Genomic DNA, 22834 nt, shown 5'->3' with positions numbered 1-22834 from the left:
CGAGCAGCAAAATCAGCATGCCCACCTTCGGTAGCGAAGGGATGATAATAGTTTCCATCCCAATAAATCCCTGCTTCGCCTAAACCTGTGCCTGGAGCTATTACAGCCGCATTTCCTGAAATTTGATTTTTACCTTGGTGTATAACAACAGTTTCATCTTTGTTAAGCATTGCCAAACCGTAAGCTGTTGCTTCTAGATCGTTTATTATTGAAAAACCTTTTTTAAAATGATTAGAAAGTTGCTCTATATCAATTTCCCATTTAATATTGGAAAGCTTTGCATGGCCATTGAGCACCGGACCGGCTACAGCAAGACAAATTTTATTGGGTTCGGGAATACCTTTGAGGAATGAATGAAGTAGCTCTTCAATGCTTGTGAAATCTGCCGTACGATAGCTGCATTCGATTACAGGCGTAATTGCATCTCCCGAGTCTTTAAATAAAGCCAGATTAGTTTTAGTCCCGCCAATATCCCCCGCCAAAACGAGAAATTCTTGTTTTCGAGATTTAGTTGGCTTTAAGGAAGGTTCAAAATTTAAAATCACCGAGACGAGTTTAATAAATTAGATTTAGGATTTTAATTCAAATTGCAAATCATCTTTAATTCAATGAAAATCCAATTTATAAAGTAGATCTTTCCTGCCATTCATCGCAGCAATCAAATCGATATCATGATTATCTAAAATAGATTCCAAATTTTTAAGTGCAATTGACTTTTCAATATTCACAAGATTGAGTTCTTGCCCATTAACTTTCGACATACCCTTGTTTAAGAAAAAACTGTGAGCATAATCGTCATCCATTTCAGGAATTGCAGGCTCAGCAAAATTAAAAAGTGTTAATCCTGCTTGGAAGGACTTCGCAATTTTAACGATCATTGCTATTGTGGCGATACCGGTAAATCGTATATCGGTAAAAAAACCTATTTTTTGGATGATATTACCGCTTTTTATACGCGGTAGTAATAATAAAGGACAATCTAAATCATCTAATAACCTCAAAATCTTTTGATTGTAAACTGGAATTTTAACGCGCTGTTCTTTATCTTCATTTTGAACATATTCTTCAAAATTTAAAGTAGCTAAAGTTGGCATTTTAGCTTTCTCTCTGGCGGACTTAACGTTATATTTTTTCTTAGGTTCAGACTCCAATAAACTTTCAGAGTTCTGCTTATGAAAAATCTTTGATTCAATTTTCATGTGTTATTGTTAAATAGTAATCATCCTATTGTAAGCATAGCTTGAGATCTGGAATAATGCACCCTTTTCTGCTTTTTATCTTTAAGTCTAGATAATTTTGTTTGGGGTCTAACAAGCTCAAAAAGTTGGAACACACGATCCAAACCCCCATAAAGAATTCCTCTTTGTCCGCCATTAGTTTTTAAAGCACATAAAACATTCTGCTTCCCTGGATGCTCTTTTGATGGAAATTTATAGGTTTCATCAATTTCCACATCCGTCAAATCGATTTTTAGCCTTAAAGGCACACAAATAAGATATTTTGAAGAAAAAATAAAATCAAGTCGGTACCCTCTTTTGCGAAGGTCGAAAATAGCCGTATTCAAATCTGAGGGGTTTTCCATAGCAAAAGTATTTATACAAAACTGTACAAAACCGAGATACCTTTTATTGATTAAAATCATTCAAATACTTGATTTTAATATAAAAATCAATTTAAATAACTGTGCAAAATAGGAACAGGAAAAATCTATTTAACGTATTATTAAAGGATTTGTTAGTCTGTTATATTATTTAAAAAAATCTAAAAACAAATCAGGGAATTTTCACGGGAATTGCCGGGCGAGCAATTATTCTAATAATTGCACTTGCATTATTGATGATTTGAGGGTGAGACAATCAACAAATTTGCATAACCAAGGCATGATGGCATTCAAATTTGACAAGGATGGAGTTTCGGATCAGACTGATTAACTAGCCTCAACAGAAAAAGAGAGTTAAAAAGGGCGAGCACCACCCTTTTTAACTCTTATAATCAGTTATTAAATTTCAAGTAAGTTACCACAGGGAAATGATCTGAAGGATATTTACCAAAATAGGTATCCGTTAAAATACCCCATTTTGTGGATGTAAAATGCTTTGAAATAAATATATGATCAATCACATCCATTCCGCGTGGCGTTCTAAAACCATTAAAGGAAGCATTGTTTTCATAAGGAAACTTGACACCGGCATAAGAATCGGTCAATAATACTGAATTCGACAGAATTTGGTATAATTCGCTTGAGCGATTTCCATTAAAATCTCCGGTAAGTACAACTGGCTGATTACCCGAAATTTCATTGATTTTTTGCACCATAAGTTTAGCACTTTCCCTTCTTGCTATCACTCCCTGATGGTCAAAATGAACATTAAATACGTAAAACTTTTTGCGGGTTTTTAAATCTTCTAAGTATACCCATGAACAAATTCGATTACAACAGGTAGCGTCCCAACCCTTTCCAGGCAAATTTGGGGTTTCAGAGAGCCAGAAATCTCCGCTTTTTAGCAATTTAAAGAGGTCTTTTTTAAAATAGATCGAAGAATGCTCCCCTGCTTCTTTCCCATCATCTCTTCCAACTCCATAGCGTGCGTATTCAGGCAAAGCCCTGCTCATATCTTCTAATTGATTTTTAAAGGCTTCCTGCACGCCAAAAACATCAAAATCATGAAAGCGTATTAAACTTGCTACTCGAGGAGCGCGGTCGATCCACAAATTACCCGTATCTCGAGGATTGTCCATGCGTATGTTAAAAGTTGCAATAGCGTAGTTCTGAGCCCTAGCACCTAGCATCGAAAGTAACAGGAGAGAACTTAAAAAAGCAGTTTTGATGTTCATAAATGATCGTAATAAAAAACTTTATTAATTATTTTGAATAAAAAAGGTGCTCCCCATTTGAAAAGCACCTTTAAATTATAATTTTTTAATTTATCATCGTTCAGGCGTTGGCCCCGCAGGCTGTGCAATACCATTTAAATCATAAACAACATTACCATCTCTCAAAGTCATTTCTGTTTGAAACCTTTGAGTACCTTCTATTTTACCACCTCTTACAGGCCAGCCAAACTTACCATCATTAACTTTGAAGATGGCTATATCGGCAACAGAACCTACGGAAAGGTTACCAAGCTCTTCACGTTTAATTGCCTTAGCAGGATGCCAAGTGCTTGCCGCCACTACGTCTTTTAATGGCATTCCGGTAGCCATAAATAAGCCCATTAGGTTTTCCATACTTTTCATCGGACCATTCATACTTCCAGTGTGTAAGTCTGAGCTGATGGTTGTAGGGAAAAACCCTGCTTTAACAGCAGGAACTCCTTGATTATAAAGGTAACTTGCTCCACCAAAACCAATATCAAATACAATACCTCTATCACGGGCTTTATAAACGAATGGTTTTACTTTACCGTTCATGTCTACAATTGACTCTCTACCATTGGGATTGCTTGAACCATTTCCACCGAAAGCATGAGTATAAATATCGCCAGAGCGAAATTTTACATTAAATAAGGTATCAAGAGGCAAGTAAGGATCCGAAGATCCAAAATCAACCATTACTGGAAGATTTGCCAAACGACCCGCTTCCATTAAACGGTCAATAGGCTCCCAAGTACGACCACTAAAATGAGCAATCTTAAAGCCAACAATGTCATTAGGATATTTTTTAGCTACCTCAGCAGCTTTCTTAGGATCCATCTCATTGATATTATTCTCGCCAGCACCATCCATTCCAGTTCCAACAATATTTAGCATTGCCATTACACGGGTTTTTGAAGCATCAATGGTTTGCTTTTTATACAATTCAAAGTCTCTCCAACCAGTGCAACCCGCATCTACAACAGTTGTTACACCACTTCGAAAAGTAAACCCATCAGCCGGTAATGCTGTAGCCGCATTTTTCAAATAAGAACCATCATGTCCCCAGAAAAAATGGACGTGAATATCAATTAAACCAGGGGTAACATACAATCCCTTGGCATCTATAACTTGATCTGCAAGATTTGCGTTAATATTTTTTGCAACCATAGCCACCTTACCTTCAACTGCCGAAACCGCAGCGCGTGCCTGATTGTTACCATTCGCTGGACGGGCAGCTTGTGCACGAGTTCCAGCCGTGATGGCAACATCCATTATTTCATTGATATTATTTTTAGGATCAACTACATGTCCCCCCTTAATAATATAACTGTAAGGCTTGCCAGAGCTTGTGGCAGTTTGCTGAGCATTTGCACCTACTCCTAAAATCAGTAGTGCAAAAAATAAAAAATGTTTTGTTGTCATTGTGTTTTTGAATTATATATGAAATATAAGAAAATACTAGAACTGAAACAATACGTAATTAAAAAAAAATAGTAGAACTAAGTAATTATAAATATTTAAATATTTAATTTCCAGCGATTTATGATAATTTTTTTAAGAATGTAACAATAACATGATTTGAAAATATTAAAAATTGATAATTTGAATAACCCGATAAGAGATTATGATCTAGAAAAAATAATTAATTGAGAATAATCACCTTTATCAGCCGCTTTTAGGGCCTTCAAATATACTTTTCTGCTTTCGTCACTCTTCTTTACAATTAAAGCACCCCAAGTAAAAACAGGGCGATGAAATATTTTATCAATAATAATATCTGCCATTAAGCGACTATGCCTACCATTTCCATTTGGAAAACAGTGTATACTTACCAAGCGATGTTTGAACCTAATGGCTATTTCATCTGGTGGATAGCTATTGTTTTCAGTCCAATACTGAACATCTTCTAAAAGATATTTTAATTGTACAGCAATTTGCCACCTATCAATTCCAATATTTTTGTTTGTTTTCCTAAATTGACCCGCCCAAGCCCAAACATCTAAATACATTCTTTTGTGCATGGTGCGAATAAATTGGTCGGTTAATATATTACCAGAACTAATTAAACGGCCAAAAGTCCACTGAACAGCCTGCTCAATATTTTGTTGTTCAAACTCGTTCAATTCGCTTAACGTTGAAATTGTAGGAATTAGCAAACCGTCCCGTTCCCCCTCTTCCAAAGGCGTTTGTCCATCCGAATATTCAAGAACTAATCCCATAAAATTTTAGGCATTTCATTTTTAAGTGAAATAGTTCTTTCTTTTATAGCCTTTTGAATACGCCCATAGCTTATTTCTTGATCTTCAAGTTTCATTGAATTTGAGGTACGCATTACGATTTCTGTAGCTAACTCTTTAGCTTTTCGTTCAATTAACGCATCCAAAGAACCATCTTTTGGAACAAAACCATATACCAGTTCCATATCTAAAGCATTGGCAGATTCACGCAAAGTTTTGAGACTTATAGTACCCTCTTGCTCTCTACGTTCAATATCCAAAACACTCTGCTTAGTGATAGAGATTTTATTACCTAATTGCTGCAGTGACATACCTAAAGATGTTCGAATAGCTTTAATCCAACCTATGGGTGGAGGTATGATTTTTTTTATTTCTGCCACTCCCTGCATTTTAAGGTTGAGTTGCTCAATTTGCAATGATTTCTTTTTCATAATCGTAAGCTTATAAACTAACAAAATATATACAAATGTAAGCTTTTAAACTGACAAATAAAATATAAATGTAAGTTTATAGTATGACGAATTGGAAAAGAAGGAAATTTATGGAATTACTTTCCGATACAAAACTTACTAAAAATTGTCTCCAACAAATCATCAGTAGTTACCTGACCGGTTATCTCACCTAAGAAATAAAGTGCTTGTTTGATATCAGAGGCTAAGAAATCGGAGGTAATGGGATTATCAATATTTAGAAGTACACGGTTCAGTGACTCTTCTGTTTTTTGTAAAGCTTCTAAGTGGCGGATATTTGAAATCAACACATCATCGGTATTGATTTTATGAAGATTAACCTTCTCAAGAATGCTACTTTTCAACTCTTCAATGCCAATTTTATTTTTTGCTGAGATGAAAATGATGGGGTTTGAGGCATGAGGTATGAGGAATGAGGTCTGAGGAATGAGGTCTGACAACTGAGAACTGACAACTGATAACTCATCTCCTAACAACTCTTCCCCTGACAACTGACAACTAACAACTGACAAACCTGCTTCAAATTCAGCAGAAACCAGATCATTCTTATTTACAACTGTCAGGAAAGGAATACCAAGCTCAATCAAATACGTAATTTGAGTTTTAATTTCCTCCACATTTTGCTCAGGATCAACAAGATATATAATTAATTTTGCCTGCTTTATTTTTTCATGAGTACGCTCCACTCCTTTTGCCTCGATAATATCCACGGTATCACGAATGCCGGCAGTATCGATAAAACGGAAGCGCAAGCCACCAATAATCATTTCATCTTCAACCGTATCGCGTGTAGTTCCTGCAATTTCTGAAACTATGGCTCGCTCTTCATTCAATAAGGCGTTTAGCAAGGTCGATTTACCCACATTTGGCTTCCCTGCAATCACAACTGGGACTCCATTCTTCATCACATTTCCTTGTTCAAAAGATTGAATTAATCGATGTAAAATGCGGTTAATCTGATAAATTAATGCTTTAAGATCTTCCCGATTAGCAAATTCTACGTCTTCTTCACCAAAATCAAGCTCCAACTCAATCATAGAAGCAAAATTTATCAGTTGATCACGTAAATATTGTAATTCGCTCGAAAAACCGCCTCGCATTTGTTGCATAGCCACTTGATGTGAAGCTTGAGAGTTGGAAGCAATTAAATCAGCAACGGCTTCTGCTTGTGATAAGTCGAGCTGGCCATTTAAAAAGGCACGTAGGGTGAACTCCCCAGGATTTGCCGGTCTTGCTCCCTTACGAATCAATAATTTGATGATACTTTCAATAATAAATGCTGATCCATGAGTTGAAATCTCGACAACACTTTCACGGGTATAGGATTTGGGACCAATAAACAGGGAAATTAAAACCTCATCTAAAATCTGATTCCCATCTCTTATTGTTCCAAAATGAATGGTGTGTGTGGGCTGTATACTTAAATCCTTGCCTGCAAATACTTCATTAACCAAACTGATTGCATCGGGTCCGGAAAGCCTAATTACTCCAATAGCACCAATTCCTGATGGTGTTGCCAGTGCAATAATCGTTTCGGAATTGTGAAGTGGGCTATTGAGCATATCTTTTGTCTAGAATCATGCAAATATCGTTATTTTACTTTGTAGTTGGCAGTAAGTTGGTTAGGCTTACGACATCTGAAATGGGTTGTTAATTATCAGTTGTTTTTTTCAGGCAAACGACATCAAGAATCATAAAAATCAAATAAATCATATAAATCATAGCTCAGACAATATCAGTTATCAGGGTAATACGACTGAATTACTCATTGAGTTTTTTGTCTTTATTCTTTGCTCCTTATTCCTTGCTCTAATTTTTGCTTAATCTGAGCACTAAGACTTAAATTATTTATTTATTTTCAATTTCGGTTATTCTACCTTTTCTACCTGCTACATCAAATGCAGCAAACTTAAACTTTCCTTTTTTAGATATAGGAGCAGTATAAATTACGCTTGTTTCTGTCGGTTCTGAGCCATCAATTGAGTACCTAATTGTTAATCCAGGAAGCTGAATATTTGCATCCACCTTGCCATTATCAACTTTTAAACCTACCTCAGGTATGCGATAGGCAAACCCTCCATGGTAATAGCTCAAACGTGGCAATTCTTTTTTTCCAAGCACATTGGCAAAGGTAGACCAGTCATTGCTATATTTTAAATCATTCAAAGCAGAGGCTTCACCTGTCTCCCATTCAGGAGCATCCGACCAAGCACGTTCAGCTAAACCTAATAATTTAGGCAGCATCATATACTCTAATCGCTCGGCACTTGTATTATGCTCCGACCATAGAAGTCCCTGTAAACCAACAATATTGGATTTACCATAATCCGTCAATCTGATCATTTTAGTCTGATCTAAATTTTTAATTGGCATGCCTTGTCCGTCTTCTTTCACATTCTTCAAATAATCAAAAGGCAGGAAGTAAAAAGGTTTATCTACATCTACATAACCGCCCCATTTTAGGCCAGGCTCGAAATAAGAGCTATTAGAAGCCAAATCGAAATACATGTTTGAAACAGGCGACAAAACCACTTTATATCCTCCATTAGCTAATTTATGAGCTAAATCTTCTGCTCCCCAACCAATTACATTATTCCACACATGTAGCTGGAAATGTTGGTTCCCAAAATCAGGGTTTGCAATGTATTGCGACTTGCCGTCGAGTACAGTTTTCCGCATTCCTGCCTCTTCCCAACCCGAAAGAAACAATCCACGCTTTTTAACCATTTGGTTCAATTTACCGAAATAATAATACCAAAGATCATCCACACTCTTAATGGCAGGGTTGGATTTTTTTAATTTATCGTAAGAAGGAGATTTTTCCCAAACACCTGTAGGAACTTCATCACCACCATAATGAATAGTTTTAAGTGGTGCTCCGGCCTCCTTATACATTAAAATCAATTCATCGGTAACCTTCTCCACGAAATTATAAACCGAAGGCATTGAAACATCCATAATATTATCATTCCAACCTTGTGCAGAACGGAATTGGGATTTATCTAATGGATCAATCAACCGATATTTAATCGCCTCAGCTACATTTCCAGCCTTCATAAAGCGTTCATATCGATGCTCCATAGCTCTGATTGCAGCACGTGCATGCCCTGGCGATTCGATTTCAGGAATCACTTCAATATGGCGTGCAGTAGCGTATTTCAATAATTCAATAAACTCCTTTTTTGTTAAATAACCACTTCCATGCAGTTTATTGGGTATTCCTCCAGAAGCAAAAGCTGCTTGAAGTAAATTTTTATTATCTAATGTATGACCTCGAACACTGCCAATTTGAGTCAGCTCGGGAAGGGAGGGAATTTCAACTCTCCAGCCTTCATCCTCAGAGAAATGAAAATGAAAAACATTCAATTTATATAAACTCATTAAATCGAGTATCTTGAATAATTCATCTTTTGTATGGAAATTTCTAGCTACATCCAACATGAAGCTACGATAGCCAAAACGTGGCTGGTCTTTCACTTCTACCGATTGAACGCTCACAGATGCCTGCTTGGATTTCCAGCTGAGAGGGGGAATTAAACTTTTCAGGGATTGAATGGCGTAAAATGCGCCTTTGGGACTAGATGCAGAGATTTGTATGCCATCCTCTGATACATTTAGGGTATAGGATTCCGAAGCTAAATTGGGGTCCTTCTTTATATTGATAGCACCTTGTTTTACAATTGAAGGCTTTCCAATTAAAATTTTCGCTAGTTCATCCGATAAATATGTCGCTTCCTTCGCTAAAAGCGGATCTGCAGAAATGGATGTGCTAGATGAAATTTTAAACTCCCCAGTTTTGACTTTCAACTGCGTGGGACTAGGAAAAATTAAGGGTAATTTAGAAAATGGAATATCTTGAATTTCATAATTTTTGGAATATATAAAAGCAGGATTCATCCAAGTTTTAGAGCTTGACAGCGTACTTAAATATTCTGCAGGTGGTGCAGGATAAGTGCATTTTATAGGAATGACCTTATTAGGTTCGCTATCAAAAACGAGGTAAAAACCTTGTGGCGATTGGGTAACATTGTCTGTACTACCAGATTTTACCATTTGATAACTTAGCCTTCCACCAGCCGGAATTCCGTCAAATGCAACGTTTGGCTCTATTTTGTACAAATCTCCATTTATATAAGACATGGTTAAACCTCTACTTTCAGGTTTTGGAATATCTACCCCATAGTTGAAGTATAAAGTCCAACCCTTTGCTGGGATATCAAGTTCGGATCCATTATTAATGGTCAAAACAGACAGAGATTGATTCTTACCTTCAAAATTATTCTGTACTGGCTGCCATTGGAGACTAATTTTATAGTCTTTAATTTGGGAAAAACCTGTAATAACGCTGCAAACTAAAGCTAGAAATGTGAGAATCAGGTGTTTTTTAGTGGAAATTAAGCTCATGTTATAATCTAATTAAAAAACCAAATTACAAATTTATCCTGAGAGCTAATTATATCAAATACTCTAAAAAAAAAAATTAACCTATTAGGATAAAAAATGATATGCGCTAATAGTACCTCTAGAAAAAAGAATGAAGAATGAAGATAGATTTGGATAAAAATACTTAGCCCAATAAGGATAAAATCAGATTAAAACTTCTACTTTTCTCTCAATAGCTCCAATCGTGATTAAATATTGAGCAAGCATATACGTTGACATAATTAAAATGCCAGCAAAGGGATAAGGCTCCACGAACTTATTGAACGCAAGTGCGGCATCTGAGATAACGAAAAATACTGCACCTGTCAAAATCAATCTAAAACTGAAAAGATCAACCCTTTTATATCGATATGCTGCCATAATAGCCATAATAGAGATTACGAACATATAAACCATCACAGGAATTCTGAAATCATTTAAATAATCTCTTATAAAGGTGTAAAAGCTTAAGGTAAATACCCCCAAAATAAAAAACATCAAATGACCATAAATTTTTGATGCCTGTGGGTTGTTTTTGAAATCTCTGAAAAAAGCAAAAGAATACACAACATGAGCTAAAAGAAATGACACTAAGCCATAAAGGAAAAAATAAATATCCCTGCCCGCAAACAGTAAAAAACAATCCCCGAAAAGCGAGAAAATAAGTCCCACAAACACCAATCGGTTAAAACCCGCGGCCATATTTGCATTTTTGAACAAATAAAATGCCAGAGATATACAAATCAATGGTTTTATAAAAATATTCAAGTCTTGAAGAAGGGCAGATTGAGTAAAAATATTAAGGAGAAATATGATTCCAAAAACAAGGGTAAAAACTTTATGATTTTTGAGCATAATTAATTTCGAGCGAGTCGTTTAAACCAAATAAATGAAAAGAATACCAAGGCAGTATTCCCAATAAGTAAATATATAAAAAACAGATCCTTAGCAAATAGAATAGGCAAAATTAGCCATAGAAATAAACGCAAAAACTCAATCGTTTTAGCCCATTTCTTTTGCTCCATTAAAGCACCGAATGATGTTAATCCGAGTATTACCAAAATACTATTGCTTGACAATTGCAATAAACTAAGTTTAGGAGCAGTAAAAAGCAATACACTCGCAATTGACAGCGTAAATACAAACTGAAAAAAGATGTATGCATTAAATTTAGATTCATAAACGGGACTGTATTTAACATAGGTATCCAAATTGATTTCTTTTGGATATTGCCTTCCCCCCATACTTTCAGGAAACCAACCTGGTGATCTTAAAAAAACAGATAACTTTTCTTTGAAGCCATTTGAATGTTTAAAGGTATCGAAGAGCTCAATCCAATAGTGAAAATTTGCCCATACTGGATTCCAACTGGCAAGCGGACTAGTAATTCCATAAACAACTTCTTCTTCCTCCTTTTGGAATGTGCCAAATAATCGATCCCATATAATCAAGGTACCTGCGTGGTTTTTATCAATGTATTTTGGATTTGATCCATGATGCACGCGATGATGCGATGGAGTGTTTAAAATCCATTCTAAAGGACCCATATCACCAATTGCACGGGTATGAATCCAAAACTGGTATAACGTATTAAAAGCACTGACAGTCAGGAACATGATCGGCTCAAAACCTCCAAAAGCTAAGGGCAAATAAAACACCCACGAAAAGCCGGATTGAAACCAAGATTGACGGAGTGCCACTGTTAAATTATACTCTTCCGATTGATGGTGAACAATATGTGCAGCCCACAATGCGTTAATTTGATGGCTGTAACGATGAAACCAATAATAGAAAAAATCGACCCCCATGAACAATAATAACCAAGTCCATATTGCATTAGGAAAAGTAAAAAAACGCCAGTTCTCATAAATATAGAGATAGCCAAAAAAAGTACCAGCTTTTAGGAAAATTCCAACCAGTTGGGATCCAATTCCCTGACTCAAATTTGCAATTGAATCATTTATCCGATAGTAGTTAAGTTTTTTATAAAAAGTATAAACTAGCTCTATGGCAATCAGAATAAAGAAAATAGGAATTGATAGGGCAATATAATCAACTTTCATAGCCACAATTTAGGATTTAAACCTGAAGAGAAAAAATTCAAATGAATATTATTCAATTATCCTTAGACCTGTTATATTAGCGAAATGATTGATTCTACAAAAACAATCGATTTTTAATCAAATAATCTATAAAAATGAAACGTATTATTTTATTATTTGCCGTAACGGCAATCTTCTCAACTCTAGGTTTGGCACAAACTAAAACAAGTGTTGCACCTGCTAAAAAAAGTGTTGCACCTGCTAAAACAAATGCTACACCTGCTAAAACAACTGTAGCACCTGCTAAAACAACTGTAGCACCTGCCCCACTACTTAAAAATCAAATCGACTCGGTTAGTTATTCTTTCGGAGCAAGCATTGCTACTGACCTTAAAAATAGAGGTGTTAACAATCTTAATAATTCCATCATTATCAAGGCAATGAACGACGTTTTTGCTTCACAGGAAGTAATATTAAGCCCTGAAAAATGTCAAGAAACAATTTATGCATTCCTTGGTGGCTTAGAAAAGAAAAAATTTGAAGGCAACATTTCGGCTGGCGCGATTTTTTTAGCTGAAAACAAGAAAAAACCAGCCATTACAGAACTTCCAAGTGGTTTACAGTTTGAGGTTATCACTCCTGCAGAGGGCCCTAAGCCATCAGAAAGTGATGATGTTACAGTTCACTATAGAGGTACATTAACTAACGGTGCTCAGTTTGACAGCTCCATTGACCGCGGCCAGCCTGCTTCTTTTACCTTAAACCAGGTTATTCCGGGTTGGACTGAAGGACTTCAGCAAATGTCGGTTGGTTCAAAATATCGCTTTTTTATCCCTTATAACTTGGGCTATGGAGAGCGTGGAGCAGGAAAAGACATTCCTCCTTACAGCACCCTTATTTTTGAAGTAGAATTACTAAAAATTGGTAAGTAATTAAATGAATAACGCTGATGAGATTAAAAATCATCAGCGTTATTAAAATTTAAATTAGTCGGAATTAAGAATTTTTCCGGCTAATCTCATTACAATCACTTATTGCTTCCTAGCTTCTGCAATCAATTTGGCAGATAAGTCCTTACCAAGAAAGCGATCTATAATATTGTGAACTACATAAAGTAAAGGTGTCATTATTATAGCTACAATAAACTTATAGCTATAATTCACAATTCCAATAGCTGCTACCATTTGCCAGCTCCAATTATATTGCGGATTAATATAAAAAGCAATAAATATCACTACGAAACTATCAATAAATTGAGACGCTAAAGTCGAACCTGTAGCCCTTAACCAGAGCAATCGCTCTCCAGTCATTTTTTTGATTCTGTGAAAAATAATCACATCCACCATTTGTCCGATTAAAAAGGCAACAATTGATCCAACAATAATCCACATTCCTTGTCCGAAAATAGCAGAAAAGGCATTATTCATGTTGAGAGATTCATTATTTATGGTCTGATTAATCCAGAAATCTGAGGGGGCTAAATTCATTGCAAATCCAACTACTAAAAAAGCATAGCTAATTAAAATAGCGGCAAGAATGGATAAAAAGCGGACTTGCTTTATCCCAAAATATTCATTTATGATATCCGTCATTATGAATATTAAAGGCCAAGTAATTACACCTGCCGACATGTTAAAGGAAAGATCAGGAACACCGAACATATCAATATTAAACTTTTGAATCCCTAGAGAACCTTCAACTGTAAAAATTTTAACCCCAATAAATTCGGCGAGGATTGCATTGGCAATTAAAAAAGATCCTAGAATAAGAAATAAGCGGCTTTCTTTGGTTTTATAAGTCATAGATTTAAAATAGATTAAGGTTAAGATAATAATTTAATCTAAATTTTAAAGATCCATAACAATTCTGGAAATAGATTTTCCTATTTTAGCTTGAAATGAATATAGAATCAAAATTGCCAGAAGTAGGTACCACTATCTTCACGATTATGTCGCAGCTGGCAACACAATATAATGCTATAAATTTATCTCAGGGTTTCCCTGATTATGAATGTTCACAAGAGCTTATTGGATTGGTAAGTGATTATGTGAAAGCTGGTTATAATCAGTATGCACCCATGGCCGGTTTATTGAGTTTAAGAGAACGTATTGTAGAAAAACAGGAGAAATTACATCGAGCTATTTATCATCCCGAAACAGAGATCACCATTACCGCAGGAGGAACACAAGCCATTTTTGCGGCTATTGCATGCATTATTAGGCCAAATGATGAAGTTATTATTTTTGAACCTGCATACGATTCATACAGTCCCGCGGTTAAGCTTTTTGGAGGTTGTGTACGTTCGGTGGAATTAAATGCTCCAAACTATGCCATCAATTGGGAGGAAATTAAAAATTTAATCAATCCTAAAACCAGAATGATCATTATAAACAATCCAAATAATCCTACAGGAAGAGTTTTGGATAAAAATGACATAAAATGCTTGATTGAACTGACTAAAAAATCAAATATTATAATTCTTAGTGATGAGGTTTATGAACATCTAACTTATGATGGAAAAGAACACCTCAGTCTTTCAAAATACCCCGAATTAAAAGAAAGAAGCTTTATTATTGCCTCATTTGGTAAACTTTTACATGCCACAGGATGGAAAGTTGGATATTGCTTAGCACCTGAATACTTGATGAAAGAATTTAGAAAAGTGCATCAATTTGAAGTATTTAGCGTAAACTCATTTATACAGTATGCCATTGCCGATTTCCTTCAAAACGAAGCTAATTATTTAGAAATAAATGATTTTTTTCAGAAAAAGAAAGATTTTTTTTATAACTTGATGAAACAAACACGTTTCGACTTATTAACATGTCATGGTTCATATTTTCAAACTGTCCAATATAGAAGGATAAGCGATGAAAAGGATAGTGAATTGGCAATGAGGCTAATCAAAGAATTTGGAGTTGCATGTATACCTGTTTCGGCATTTTATTCAAGAAATACAGACCATCAAGTACTTCGTTTTTGCTTTGCCAAAAAAAATGAGACGCTTGAAAAAGCGGTTAATTGCTTAATTAAGGTTTAATACGAACATTTAATGAATCTTTACGTATAAATAAATTTAATGAAAACACTAAAGATTACAACCTTTCAATCTTACCTTTTTTGGGAAAATATTGACAAAAATCTTCAAAATTTAGGTTTAAGGCTCAATTCTATTCGTGAAAAAACTGACCTCATTGTCCTACCCGAGATGTTTAGTACCGGATTTTCAATGAATCCAGTCAATTTAGCCGAAGAGATGGGTGGTAAAACCATGAAATGGATGCATGATCAAGCCCGAAAGTTTGAAAGTGTTGTTACTGGGAGTCTCATTATAAAAGAATCAGAAAAATATTATAACCGTCTCATTTGGATGCGTCCGGATGGTAGCCATGAACAATATGACAAAAGGCATCTATTCGGATTTGGTGAAGAAGATCAACATTATACTGCCGGAACTAAAAAATTATTTGTTGAATTGAATGGCTGGAAAATCTGTCCAGTAATCTGTTATGATCTACGTTTTCCAGTTTGGCTTAGAAATATAAATGAAGAATATGACTTGCTTTTGATTGTAGCTAACTGGCCTGAGCGACGTTCTTTACACTGGCGCTCATTAATACCTGCTAGAGCCATTGAAAATCAGACTTTTGTGGTTGCAGTAAATCGGGTGGGGCATGATGGAAATGAAGTGTTTCATTCGGGCGATTCTATGTGCATAGACCCAAATGGGAAAGTGATTTATTATAAACCTAATGACGAAGACCTCTACACTTTTACAATCAATAAAAATGACCTCACACAAGCAAGAATAAATTTTCCTTTTCTAAAAGATGCGGATTCATTTCAATTGGATCTTTGATAAATTTTAGACACAAAAATTGCAAATTCAAGTTCTAACATTGAAAAAAGCGCTATTAAAAGCATTTATTTAACATATTATTAATTTATTATCAAACATTTTACAAGTTAATTTCCTTCAATTATTTATAATTTCATTTTGATAGTGTTGTTTAAAATCAAATTTAAGTAAAAAGCCAAAAGAAATTACCTCATTTTAAGCATGATTTCCCCATATTTACCAGATGTTCAAAAGAATTAAAAGTAAGCGTTTTCGCTATGTTTGCATAGCATTATACTGTGTCATTCTCTTTTTTTGTGCCCTAGAACTTAATTTTTTATGGTTATTTGGATACTCGCCAACTATTAGAGATATTAAAAACCCTGCCATTAATGTAGTTTCTGAGCTTTATACTTCCGATGGGAAACTTATTGGAAAATATTATAAAGAAAACAGAACCCCTGTTGAATACGACAGTATTTCGCCAGCACTCATTGATGCTCTTGTGGCTACCGAAGATGTTCGTTTTTATAAGCATAGTGGTATTGATGTACGATCACTACTCTCAAGTATTGTCTCTACTGCAAGTGGTGAAAAACGAGGTGCGAGTACTATCACTCAACAACTTGCCAAAAATCTTTATAGCACTCGGAATAAAAAATCACAGGGCTTAATCAAATACATCCCATTAGTTAGAACCATTATTTACAAATTAAAGGAGTGGGTAACCGCTTATAAATTAGAGAATTACTATTCTAAAAATGAAATTATTACACTCTATTTAAATACGGTCCCATTTGGTAATAATACCTTCGGAATTAAGACAGCATCCAAACGATATTTTAACAAAAGCGTAAATAGGCTTCAGGTTGAAGAAGCTGCATTATTAGTTGGAATGCTCAAGGCTACGACCACTTATAATCCAATCCGAAATCCTGAAAAATCGTTCGAGCGAAGAAATACTGTTTTGGCTCAAATGCAGAAATATGACTATTTAACAGAGAAGGAATTTTTAAAATACAGCCAAAGGCCACTGAAGCTTAATCCTGGAAGCCTTGATGAAGGAAGTGATGGTGGATCATATTTAAGATCTGCTGTTTCGCGCTATCTTGAAAAATGGTGTGAAGAAAATGGCTATGATTTATACGCAGATGGGTTAAAAATATATACGACAATCGATTCTAGAATGCAACAATATGCGGAGGAAGCGGTCAATAATCACATGAAAATTCTGCAAAGGCGATTCGAGAATGTTTGGGGAAATGAAAATCCTTGGCGAACATCTGATGGCAAGGAAATTCTTGACTTTCCTGAAAAAGCAGCTCAGCGACTCCCCTATTATTCATTTTTAAAAAAGCGCTATGATGGAAACCAAGATTCTATCAATTATTATTTAAACCGTCCTAAAAAAATGAAAGTTTTTAACTGGGATGGCGAAAAAGAAGTCCAGTTCTCAACTATGGACTCTATAAAATATTATGCCAAGATACTCAGCACTGGAATGATGACGCTCGATCCATTCAACGGGCATATTAAAGTCTGGGTTGGGGGTATAAATCATAATTATTTTAATTATGACCATGTAAATCAGGCTAAAAGGCAAGCAGGATCCACTTTTAAGCCATTTGCATACTTAGCTGCCCTTGAAGCCGGCATGAGTCCATGCGATACATATATCGACCAAGCAGTCCGAATTCCTTACACTTTAAAAGGCAAAACAGAATACTGGGAGCCAAAAAACTCGAGTTATAGCTTCTCTGGCAGAGAAATGTCTTTACGCTGGGCGATGGGCAAATCTGTCAATTCAATTACTGCACAAATTACGGAGAAAGTTGGTGCAGAAAATGTGGTTAAATACGCTAAACTATGTGGTATAGAAAGCGATTTAAAGGCGGTACCATCTGTCAGTTTAGGCCCGAATGATGTGAGTGTTTTTGAGATGGTTAAAGCCTATGGAACATTTCTAAATAAAGGAGTTCGATCTGAACCAATTCTAGTTGAAAAAATACTGGATTTAGATGGTAAATTAATCGAAGAATTTAAATCTGAACAAAAGCGAACGCTAAGTGAAGAAATTGCATGGTTGATGCTATATATGCTTCGCGGTGGCATGGAAGAACCAGAAGGCACATCTCAAGCACTTTGGGAGTGGGATCTTTGGGGCAAAAACAATCAAATCGGTGGCAAAACAGGTACCTCATCCGATTATGTAGACGGATGGTACATGGGGGTTACCAAAGATCTTGTTACTGGTGTTTGGGTAGGTTGTGATGAGCGTAGTGTACACTTCAAAACATCTCAAACTGGCGAGGGTTCGAGAACTGCTTTGCCCATTTTTGGAAAATTTATGGAGAAAGTGTACCGTGATAAATCATTGGGGATAAGTCAAGGACCATTTCCAAAACCAGGGGTTAAAATTACTAGAGAATATCAATGTGTAACTCAACGATATTCATCAGATACTAGCTTTGTGGATTCTCTAGTACTTGATACTATACCTGCAGAAATTGAAACTTTAGACAGTTCAAAGGTTTTAAATCAGTCGAACCGACAGATTATTAGTGCTAAAACCCAAGAGAATAAAAATATTCCAAGCCAAGAAAACAAACCGCCTTCAAGTCCGAAATCTGAACCACCAGCAGAACTCAACAAAACGAGAAAAGAGATTAAGAATGAGCGAAAACAAAATAAAACAAAACCTGTTAATTGATTTTACATTAAATTGATATTTGAACTATTCTTCAAAAATCAAAATCAATATTTTTACGTAAATTAGTTAGAGCATTTAAGAGATCAAATGAGTAAAAAGACAGTTACCCGTAAAAAGTCATCATTTTGGCTAATAACATCATTTTTATTAATTGCACTTATTGGACAACAGTATGATGTTCAAGCACAATACTTTGGTCAAAACAAGGTAAGGTATAAAAACTTGAAGTTTAAAGTGTATGAAACACCACACTTCGACCTCTATTATTATCTTAAAAATGATAGTCTTGTACAACGTTTCGCTAAGGAAGCTGAAGTTTGGTATGAATTACACCAGCAAGTATTTAGAGACACCTTTTTTAAGAAAAACCCATTTATTCTTTATTCTAATCACCCAGATTTTCAGCAAACTACAGCATTAAGTGGCGAGATTGGTGTGGGTACGGGTGGTGTAACGGAGGGCTTGAAAAACAGGGTAATTATGCCGATTTCTCAGGTAAATCATCAAACAAGACATGTTTTAGGGCATGAGTTGGTGCACGCTTTTCAGTATCATTCCTTAATTGATGGAGATTCCACTAATTTAGAAAACATAGGAAACCTTCCTTTATGGATGGTTGAAGGTATGGCCGAATACCTATCTGTTGGAAAGAAAGATGCCTATACTTCTATGTGGATGCGTGATGCCTATTTAAATAAAGATATTCCAACACTTAAAGATTTAACCGAATCAAATAAATATTTCCCTTATCGCTATGGTCAGGCATTTTGGTCATACATAGGCTCTACTTATGGAGATACTGTAATTGTTCCATTATTTAAGGCAACTGCTAAATATGGCTACCAAATGGCTATAAAAAGAACTTTTGGCTACGATGAAAGAACATTATCCAGCCTTTGGAAAACAAGTATTGAAAACACCTATCGTCCTTACTTAAAAGATACTGCACAAGTACCTATTGGCAAGAAGTTAATTGATGAGAAAAATGGGGGTGCTAATTATAATGTTGCTCCATCTATTTCGCCCAATGGAAATTATGTAGCCTTTCTTTCTGAACGTGATCTCCTAAGCATTGACCTATTTCTTGCCGATGCGAAAACAGGTAAAATCATCAGAAAACTATCTAGCAAGGCAAAAAGTGGAGATATTGACGAGTATAATTTCATTGAATCTACAGGTGCTTGGTCGCCGGACAGTAAGAAATTTGCCTTTAGTGTATTCAGTGCCGGCGTAAATAAATTAGTCATTATTGATGTTTCTAATGGAAAAACTATTGCCACTGTAGCAATGGGTAAATTAGAAGAATTTAGCAATATTACCTGGTCACCAAATGGAGATGATATCGCATTTTCGGGTTTATCTGAGGGCCAAAATGACCTTTACGAATATAATCTTCGCAAAAAATCATTAAAACAATTAACAAATGATCGATATTCAGATTATCATCCCAGCTATTCTAGAGATGGTAAATCGATTGTATTTAGTACCGATCGTAAAACATTAGACCAATCATCAATTAGTGTAGATATTTCATTGAATTTGGCGATTATCGATCTTGAGACAAAAAGCATTTCAAATATCATTTTATTTAGTGGAGCAAATAATCTGAATCCTCAATACTCGGCGGATAATAAAAGTATTTATTTCCTTTCCAATAGAGATGGATTTAGAAATTTATATCGTTATTCACTTGAAAAACAGACTGTTGAGCAGCTAACAGATTATTTTACAGGTATAAGTGGAATCACCCAATACTCACCTGCTTTAAGTGTGTCGGCAAATGATGATATTTTGTATTCGTATTACAGAGCACAAAAATATACTATTTACAATGCAAAAGCCTCCGAATTTAAAGCACAAATTATTGGAAATGAAGACACTAATTTTAATGCCGCTGAACTCCCACCCTACAAATCTGTTGGGGTAAACATCATTAATGCCAATTTGGATAACTTTGACAGGTTCGAGAGAATTCCAGAAGAATCAATCAAATCAATTCCTTATCAGCCTAAATTTAAGCTTGATTATCTTTCGAGCAATGGTGTAGGCGCCTCTGTTGGTCGTTTTGGCACCGGTTTATCAAGTGGTATCCAAGGCGTTTTTAGCGATATTCTTGGGAGGAATCAAATATTCGCTACTGCTGCAGTAAATGGAGAGATTTATGATTTTGGAGCTCAGGTAGCTTATGTTAATCAGCAGAGTAGAATAAATTGGGGTGTGGTAGGATCTCATATTCCTTATGTTTCAGGCCAGGTTACGGCTGCGGTTGAGAATATTCCAGGAATCGGACAAACCTATATCGAGCGATATGACATTATCCGCACATTTGAAGATCAATTTTCAGTTTTTGGCTCTTACCCTTTTTCAAAAAACCATCGATTTGAAGCTGGAAGTGGAATTTCAAGATATAGCTATCGAATAGATCGTTTTAATAATTATTACGATTATAATTTAGGGTATCAAATTGGAACTGATCGTGAAAAGCTTTCAAAAGAAAAGGCTTTGCAAACCTACGGAGTAGCTTTCGATCCCTTCACAACGCTACAGTTCAATGCAGCCTTTGTGGGCGACAACTCCTTCTCTGGAGTAACTTCTCCACTTTCAGGATTTCGTTACCGAGTAGGTCTGGAAAACTACCAAGGTGACTTTAAATTAAATGCTCTAACCGTTGATGGAAGACGCTATGTGCGCGTGAAGCCAGTAACTTTTGCTGCGAGAGTTTATACCTATACTCGATTTGGACGTGATGAAAACAGACTTTATCAGATGTACGCTGGATATGGCTACTTGATTCGAGGTTATGAAGCGAATTCATTTTATAGAAATGGGGCTACTACAGATGGTTTTGATATCAATCAATTAGTAGGTTCAAGAATTGCAGTTGCCAATTTTGAAATCAGACTTCCATTTACTGGTCCGAAAAAATTAGCCGCTATTGAGTCTAAATTCCTGTTTTCTGATTTAAACGTCTTTTTCGACATGGGATTAGCTTATGATAATAATTCGAAAGTAGCATTCAGATCTACACCTCAACAGATTGGTGGTGCAAATGGCTACTTTGAGCGTATTCCTGCTATGAGTGCTGGAGTATCTCTAAGAGTAAACGTATTCGGTTATTTTGTATTAGAACCTTATTATGCGATTCCCTTCCAAAGGAAAGATGTTAGCTTGGGGATATTTGGTTTAACCTTTGCACCGGGTTGGTAAGATTTAAAAGCGACCTTTGGGTCGCTTTTTTTACACACTTCATACTCTAACTCCTACCCTTTAATTATCTAATGAAAATTAACTTTTTAAAAAATTAATTTTTTTTATTGAAATTAAATTTTAATTTTATAATTAAATTTTAACTATAAAATAAATTTGAAGGATTGTTTGCCACCTCAATATTGAAAGTCAATTTAAATTCTTTTTAAAATGAAACAAAAACTTTTATTATTTGGATTGCTCATTGTTTTCCTTTTTTCTTTTTGTAACAAAAAAGAAAAACCTCAAGATCTAAATGTATTAAAAGCAAAAATTCAAGCTTCGCAAGATTTTAAAAATTATCAATATTCTTTTTTAGAATTATCAGAAAGCATGATTCGTGGAGAAATTTCTACTTCAGGAAGCAATCGTGAGATCATGAATAAGGCTCAAAATTCCAAATCTTTAGAAGAATTCACCAAATATTGTGAGGAAGCTGGTATTAAAGGTGCAAAAAAATATGCCGAATTGTTCTATCTACAGCAAACATCTCTGTTGAATATCGTAAAAAACAATCCCGAGATGAAACAATTAACACGAAATGAATTAAAACAAATATTAAAGTTTGATGCTAAACCGAATGTTTCAATTGATGATTTAAATATTAAATGATTTAAAAAATGAGAACATATATATATATTCAATCATATTCATAGTAGCAATTATTTTCAGCAACAAGTTAGTGCATGCTAATGTAGAAGCTTGTACTAGATCATGGGGTAATTCCGTAAATTACATTATTGAATGGCATTTAGATGATCAAGCTTCATGCGCAGTTGGTTCACTTCTAAATTGTTTAGATGGGCCTTCCAGAGGTAACATGATTCAAGCCTTTCTAAATATGAATTGTTCTGAAGAAGCATGGAATGACTTTAGCATTTCACTTGATCTAGCTGCAGCTCAATATGAAGCATGCACTCAATCAAGCCTAGAAAGTTGAAGATATTAAATATTTTAGAAAAATCTTTTGATATTTAAAAAGACAAATTTCTTATCATTTATTCGGTATTAAC

19 protein-coding genes are annotated in these 22834 nt (G+C 35.2%); 7 read left to right on the top strand and 12 right to left on the bottom strand.

Features of this window, described 5'->3' with window-relative positions; genetic code table 11:
- From ACILQF_RS02045 to ACILQF_RS01995, 11 genes are all read right to left on the bottom strand, one after another.
- The coding region (locus ACILQF_RS02045; protein ID WP_395625747.1) for an ROK family protein at positions 1-545 on the bottom strand (545 nt) is incomplete at its 3' end.
- A 60-nt stretch (positions 546-605) separates the two neighbouring features.
- Complete coding sequence (locus tag ACILQF_RS02040; RefSeq protein WP_395625746.1) at positions 606-1199, bottom strand: hypothetical protein; 594 nt, start codon at positions 1197-1199, stop codon at positions 606-608.
- Positions 1200-1219: 20 nt separating this feature from the next.
- Positions 1220-1582, bottom strand: coding sequence for a hypothetical protein (locus ACILQF_RS02035; protein ID WP_395625745.1), 363 nt, complete (start codon positions 1580-1582; stop codon positions 1220-1222).
- Between the two features lie 410 nt (positions 1583-1992).
- Positions 1993-2835 carry an endonuclease/exonuclease/phosphatase family protein gene (locus tag ACILQF_RS02030; protein WP_395625744.1) on the bottom strand — a complete coding sequence of 281 codons (843 nt, stop codon included), beginning with the start codon at positions 2833-2835 and terminating at the stop codon, positions 1993-1995.
- Between the two features lie 93 nt (positions 2836-2928).
- Positions 2929-4278, bottom strand: a complete 1350-nt coding sequence (locus ACILQF_RS02025) for an amidohydrolase/deacetylase family metallohydrolase (protein ID WP_395625743.1) — start codon at positions 4276-4278, stop codon at positions 2929-2931.
- Between the two features lie 200 nt (positions 4279-4478).
- Entirely contained in the window at positions 4479-5075 is a 597-nt protein-coding gene (locus ACILQF_RS02020) for a mobile mystery protein B (RefSeq protein ID WP_395625742.1), read from the bottom strand.
- Positions 5066-5524, bottom strand: coding sequence for a mobile mystery protein A (locus ACILQF_RS02015; RefSeq protein ID WP_395625741.1), 459 nt, complete (start codon positions 5522-5524; stop codon positions 5066-5068). Before ACILQF_RS02015 ends, ACILQF_RS02020 begins: the two co-directional genes overlap by 10 nt.
- Positions 5525-5640: 116 nt before the next feature.
- Entirely contained in the window at positions 5641-7125 is a 1485-nt protein-coding gene (gene mnmE / locus ACILQF_RS02010) for a tRNA uridine-5-carboxymethylaminomethyl(34) synthesis GTPase MnmE (protein WP_395625740.1), read from the bottom strand.
- Positions 7126-7411: 286 nt separating this feature from the next.
- Entirely contained in the window at positions 7412-9967 is a 2556-nt protein-coding gene (locus tag ACILQF_RS02005; protein WP_395625739.1) for a family 20 glycosylhydrolase, read from the bottom strand.
- A 183-nt stretch (positions 9968-10150) separates the two neighbouring features.
- A complete protein-coding gene (locus ACILQF_RS02000; protein WP_395625738.1) occupies positions 10151-10840 on the bottom strand; it encodes a lysoplasmalogenase in 690 nt (229 codons plus the stop codon).
- A 2-nt stretch (positions 10841-10842) separates the two neighbouring features.
- On the bottom strand, positions 10843-12048 hold the full coding sequence (locus ACILQF_RS01995) for a sterol desaturase family protein (protein WP_395625737.1): 1206 nt from the start codon (positions 12046-12048) through the stop codon (positions 10843-10845).
- A 134-nt stretch (positions 12049-12182) separates the two neighbouring features.
- On the opposite strand from ACILQF_RS01995, the gene ACILQF_RS01990 reads away from it, so the two are divergent.
- On the top strand, positions 12183-12959 hold the full coding sequence (locus ACILQF_RS01990) for an FKBP-type peptidyl-prolyl cis-trans isomerase (protein ID WP_395625736.1): 777 nt from the start codon (positions 12183-12185) through the stop codon (positions 12957-12959).
- 99 nt (positions 12960-13058) lie between these two features.
- On the opposite strand, the gene ACILQF_RS01985 is transcribed toward ACILQF_RS01990, so the two are convergent.
- Entirely contained in the window at positions 13059-13829 is a 771-nt protein-coding gene (locus ACILQF_RS01985; protein WP_395625735.1) for a queuosine precursor transporter, read from the bottom strand.
- Between the two features lie 95 nt (positions 13830-13924).
- On the opposite strand from ACILQF_RS01985, the gene ACILQF_RS01980 reads away from it, so the two are divergent.
- The 6 genes from ACILQF_RS01980 (at position 13925) to ACILQF_RS01955 (ending at position 22761) form a co-directional block, all read left to right on the top strand.
- Positions 13925-15067 carry a methionine aminotransferase gene (locus tag ACILQF_RS01980; protein WP_395625734.1) on the top strand — a complete coding sequence of 381 codons (1143 nt, stop codon included), beginning with the start codon at positions 13925-13927 and terminating at the stop codon, positions 15065-15067.
- A 39-nt stretch (positions 15068-15106) separates the two neighbouring features.
- Positions 15107-15886 carry an amidohydrolase gene (locus ACILQF_RS01975; protein ID WP_395625733.1) on the top strand — a complete coding sequence of 260 codons (780 nt, stop codon included), beginning with the start codon at positions 15107-15109 and terminating at the stop codon, positions 15884-15886.
- Positions 15887-16109: 223 nt separating this feature from the next.
- A complete protein-coding gene (locus ACILQF_RS01970; RefSeq protein WP_395625732.1) occupies positions 16110-18575 on the top strand; it encodes a transglycosylase domain-containing protein in 2466 nt (821 codons plus the stop codon).
- Between the two features lie 87 nt (positions 18576-18662).
- Positions 18663-21782 (top strand): DPP IV N-terminal domain-containing protein, encoded by a 3120-nt coding sequence (locus ACILQF_RS01965; RefSeq protein ID WP_395625731.1) that lies wholly within the window; start codon positions 18663-18665, stop codon positions 21780-21782.
- A gap of 210 nt (positions 21783-21992) precedes the next feature.
- On the top strand, positions 21993-22433 hold the full coding sequence (locus ACILQF_RS01960) for a hypothetical protein (RefSeq protein WP_395625730.1): 441 nt from the start codon (positions 21993-21995) through the stop codon (positions 22431-22433).
- Positions 22434-22503: 70 nt separating this feature from the next.
- Complete coding sequence (locus ACILQF_RS01955) at positions 22504-22761, top strand: hypothetical protein (protein WP_395625729.1); 258 nt, start codon at positions 22504-22506, stop codon at positions 22759-22761.
- Positions 22762-22834: the final 73 nt, after the last annotated feature.

Source organism: Daejeonella sp. (assembly GCF_044232565.1).
Lineage (GTDB): Bacteria > Bacteroidota > Bacteroidia > Sphingobacteriales > Sphingobacteriaceae > Daejeonella.
Note: the sequence above shows the minus strand (reverse complement) of the source record. Positions and strands in the feature narration are given on the sequence as shown.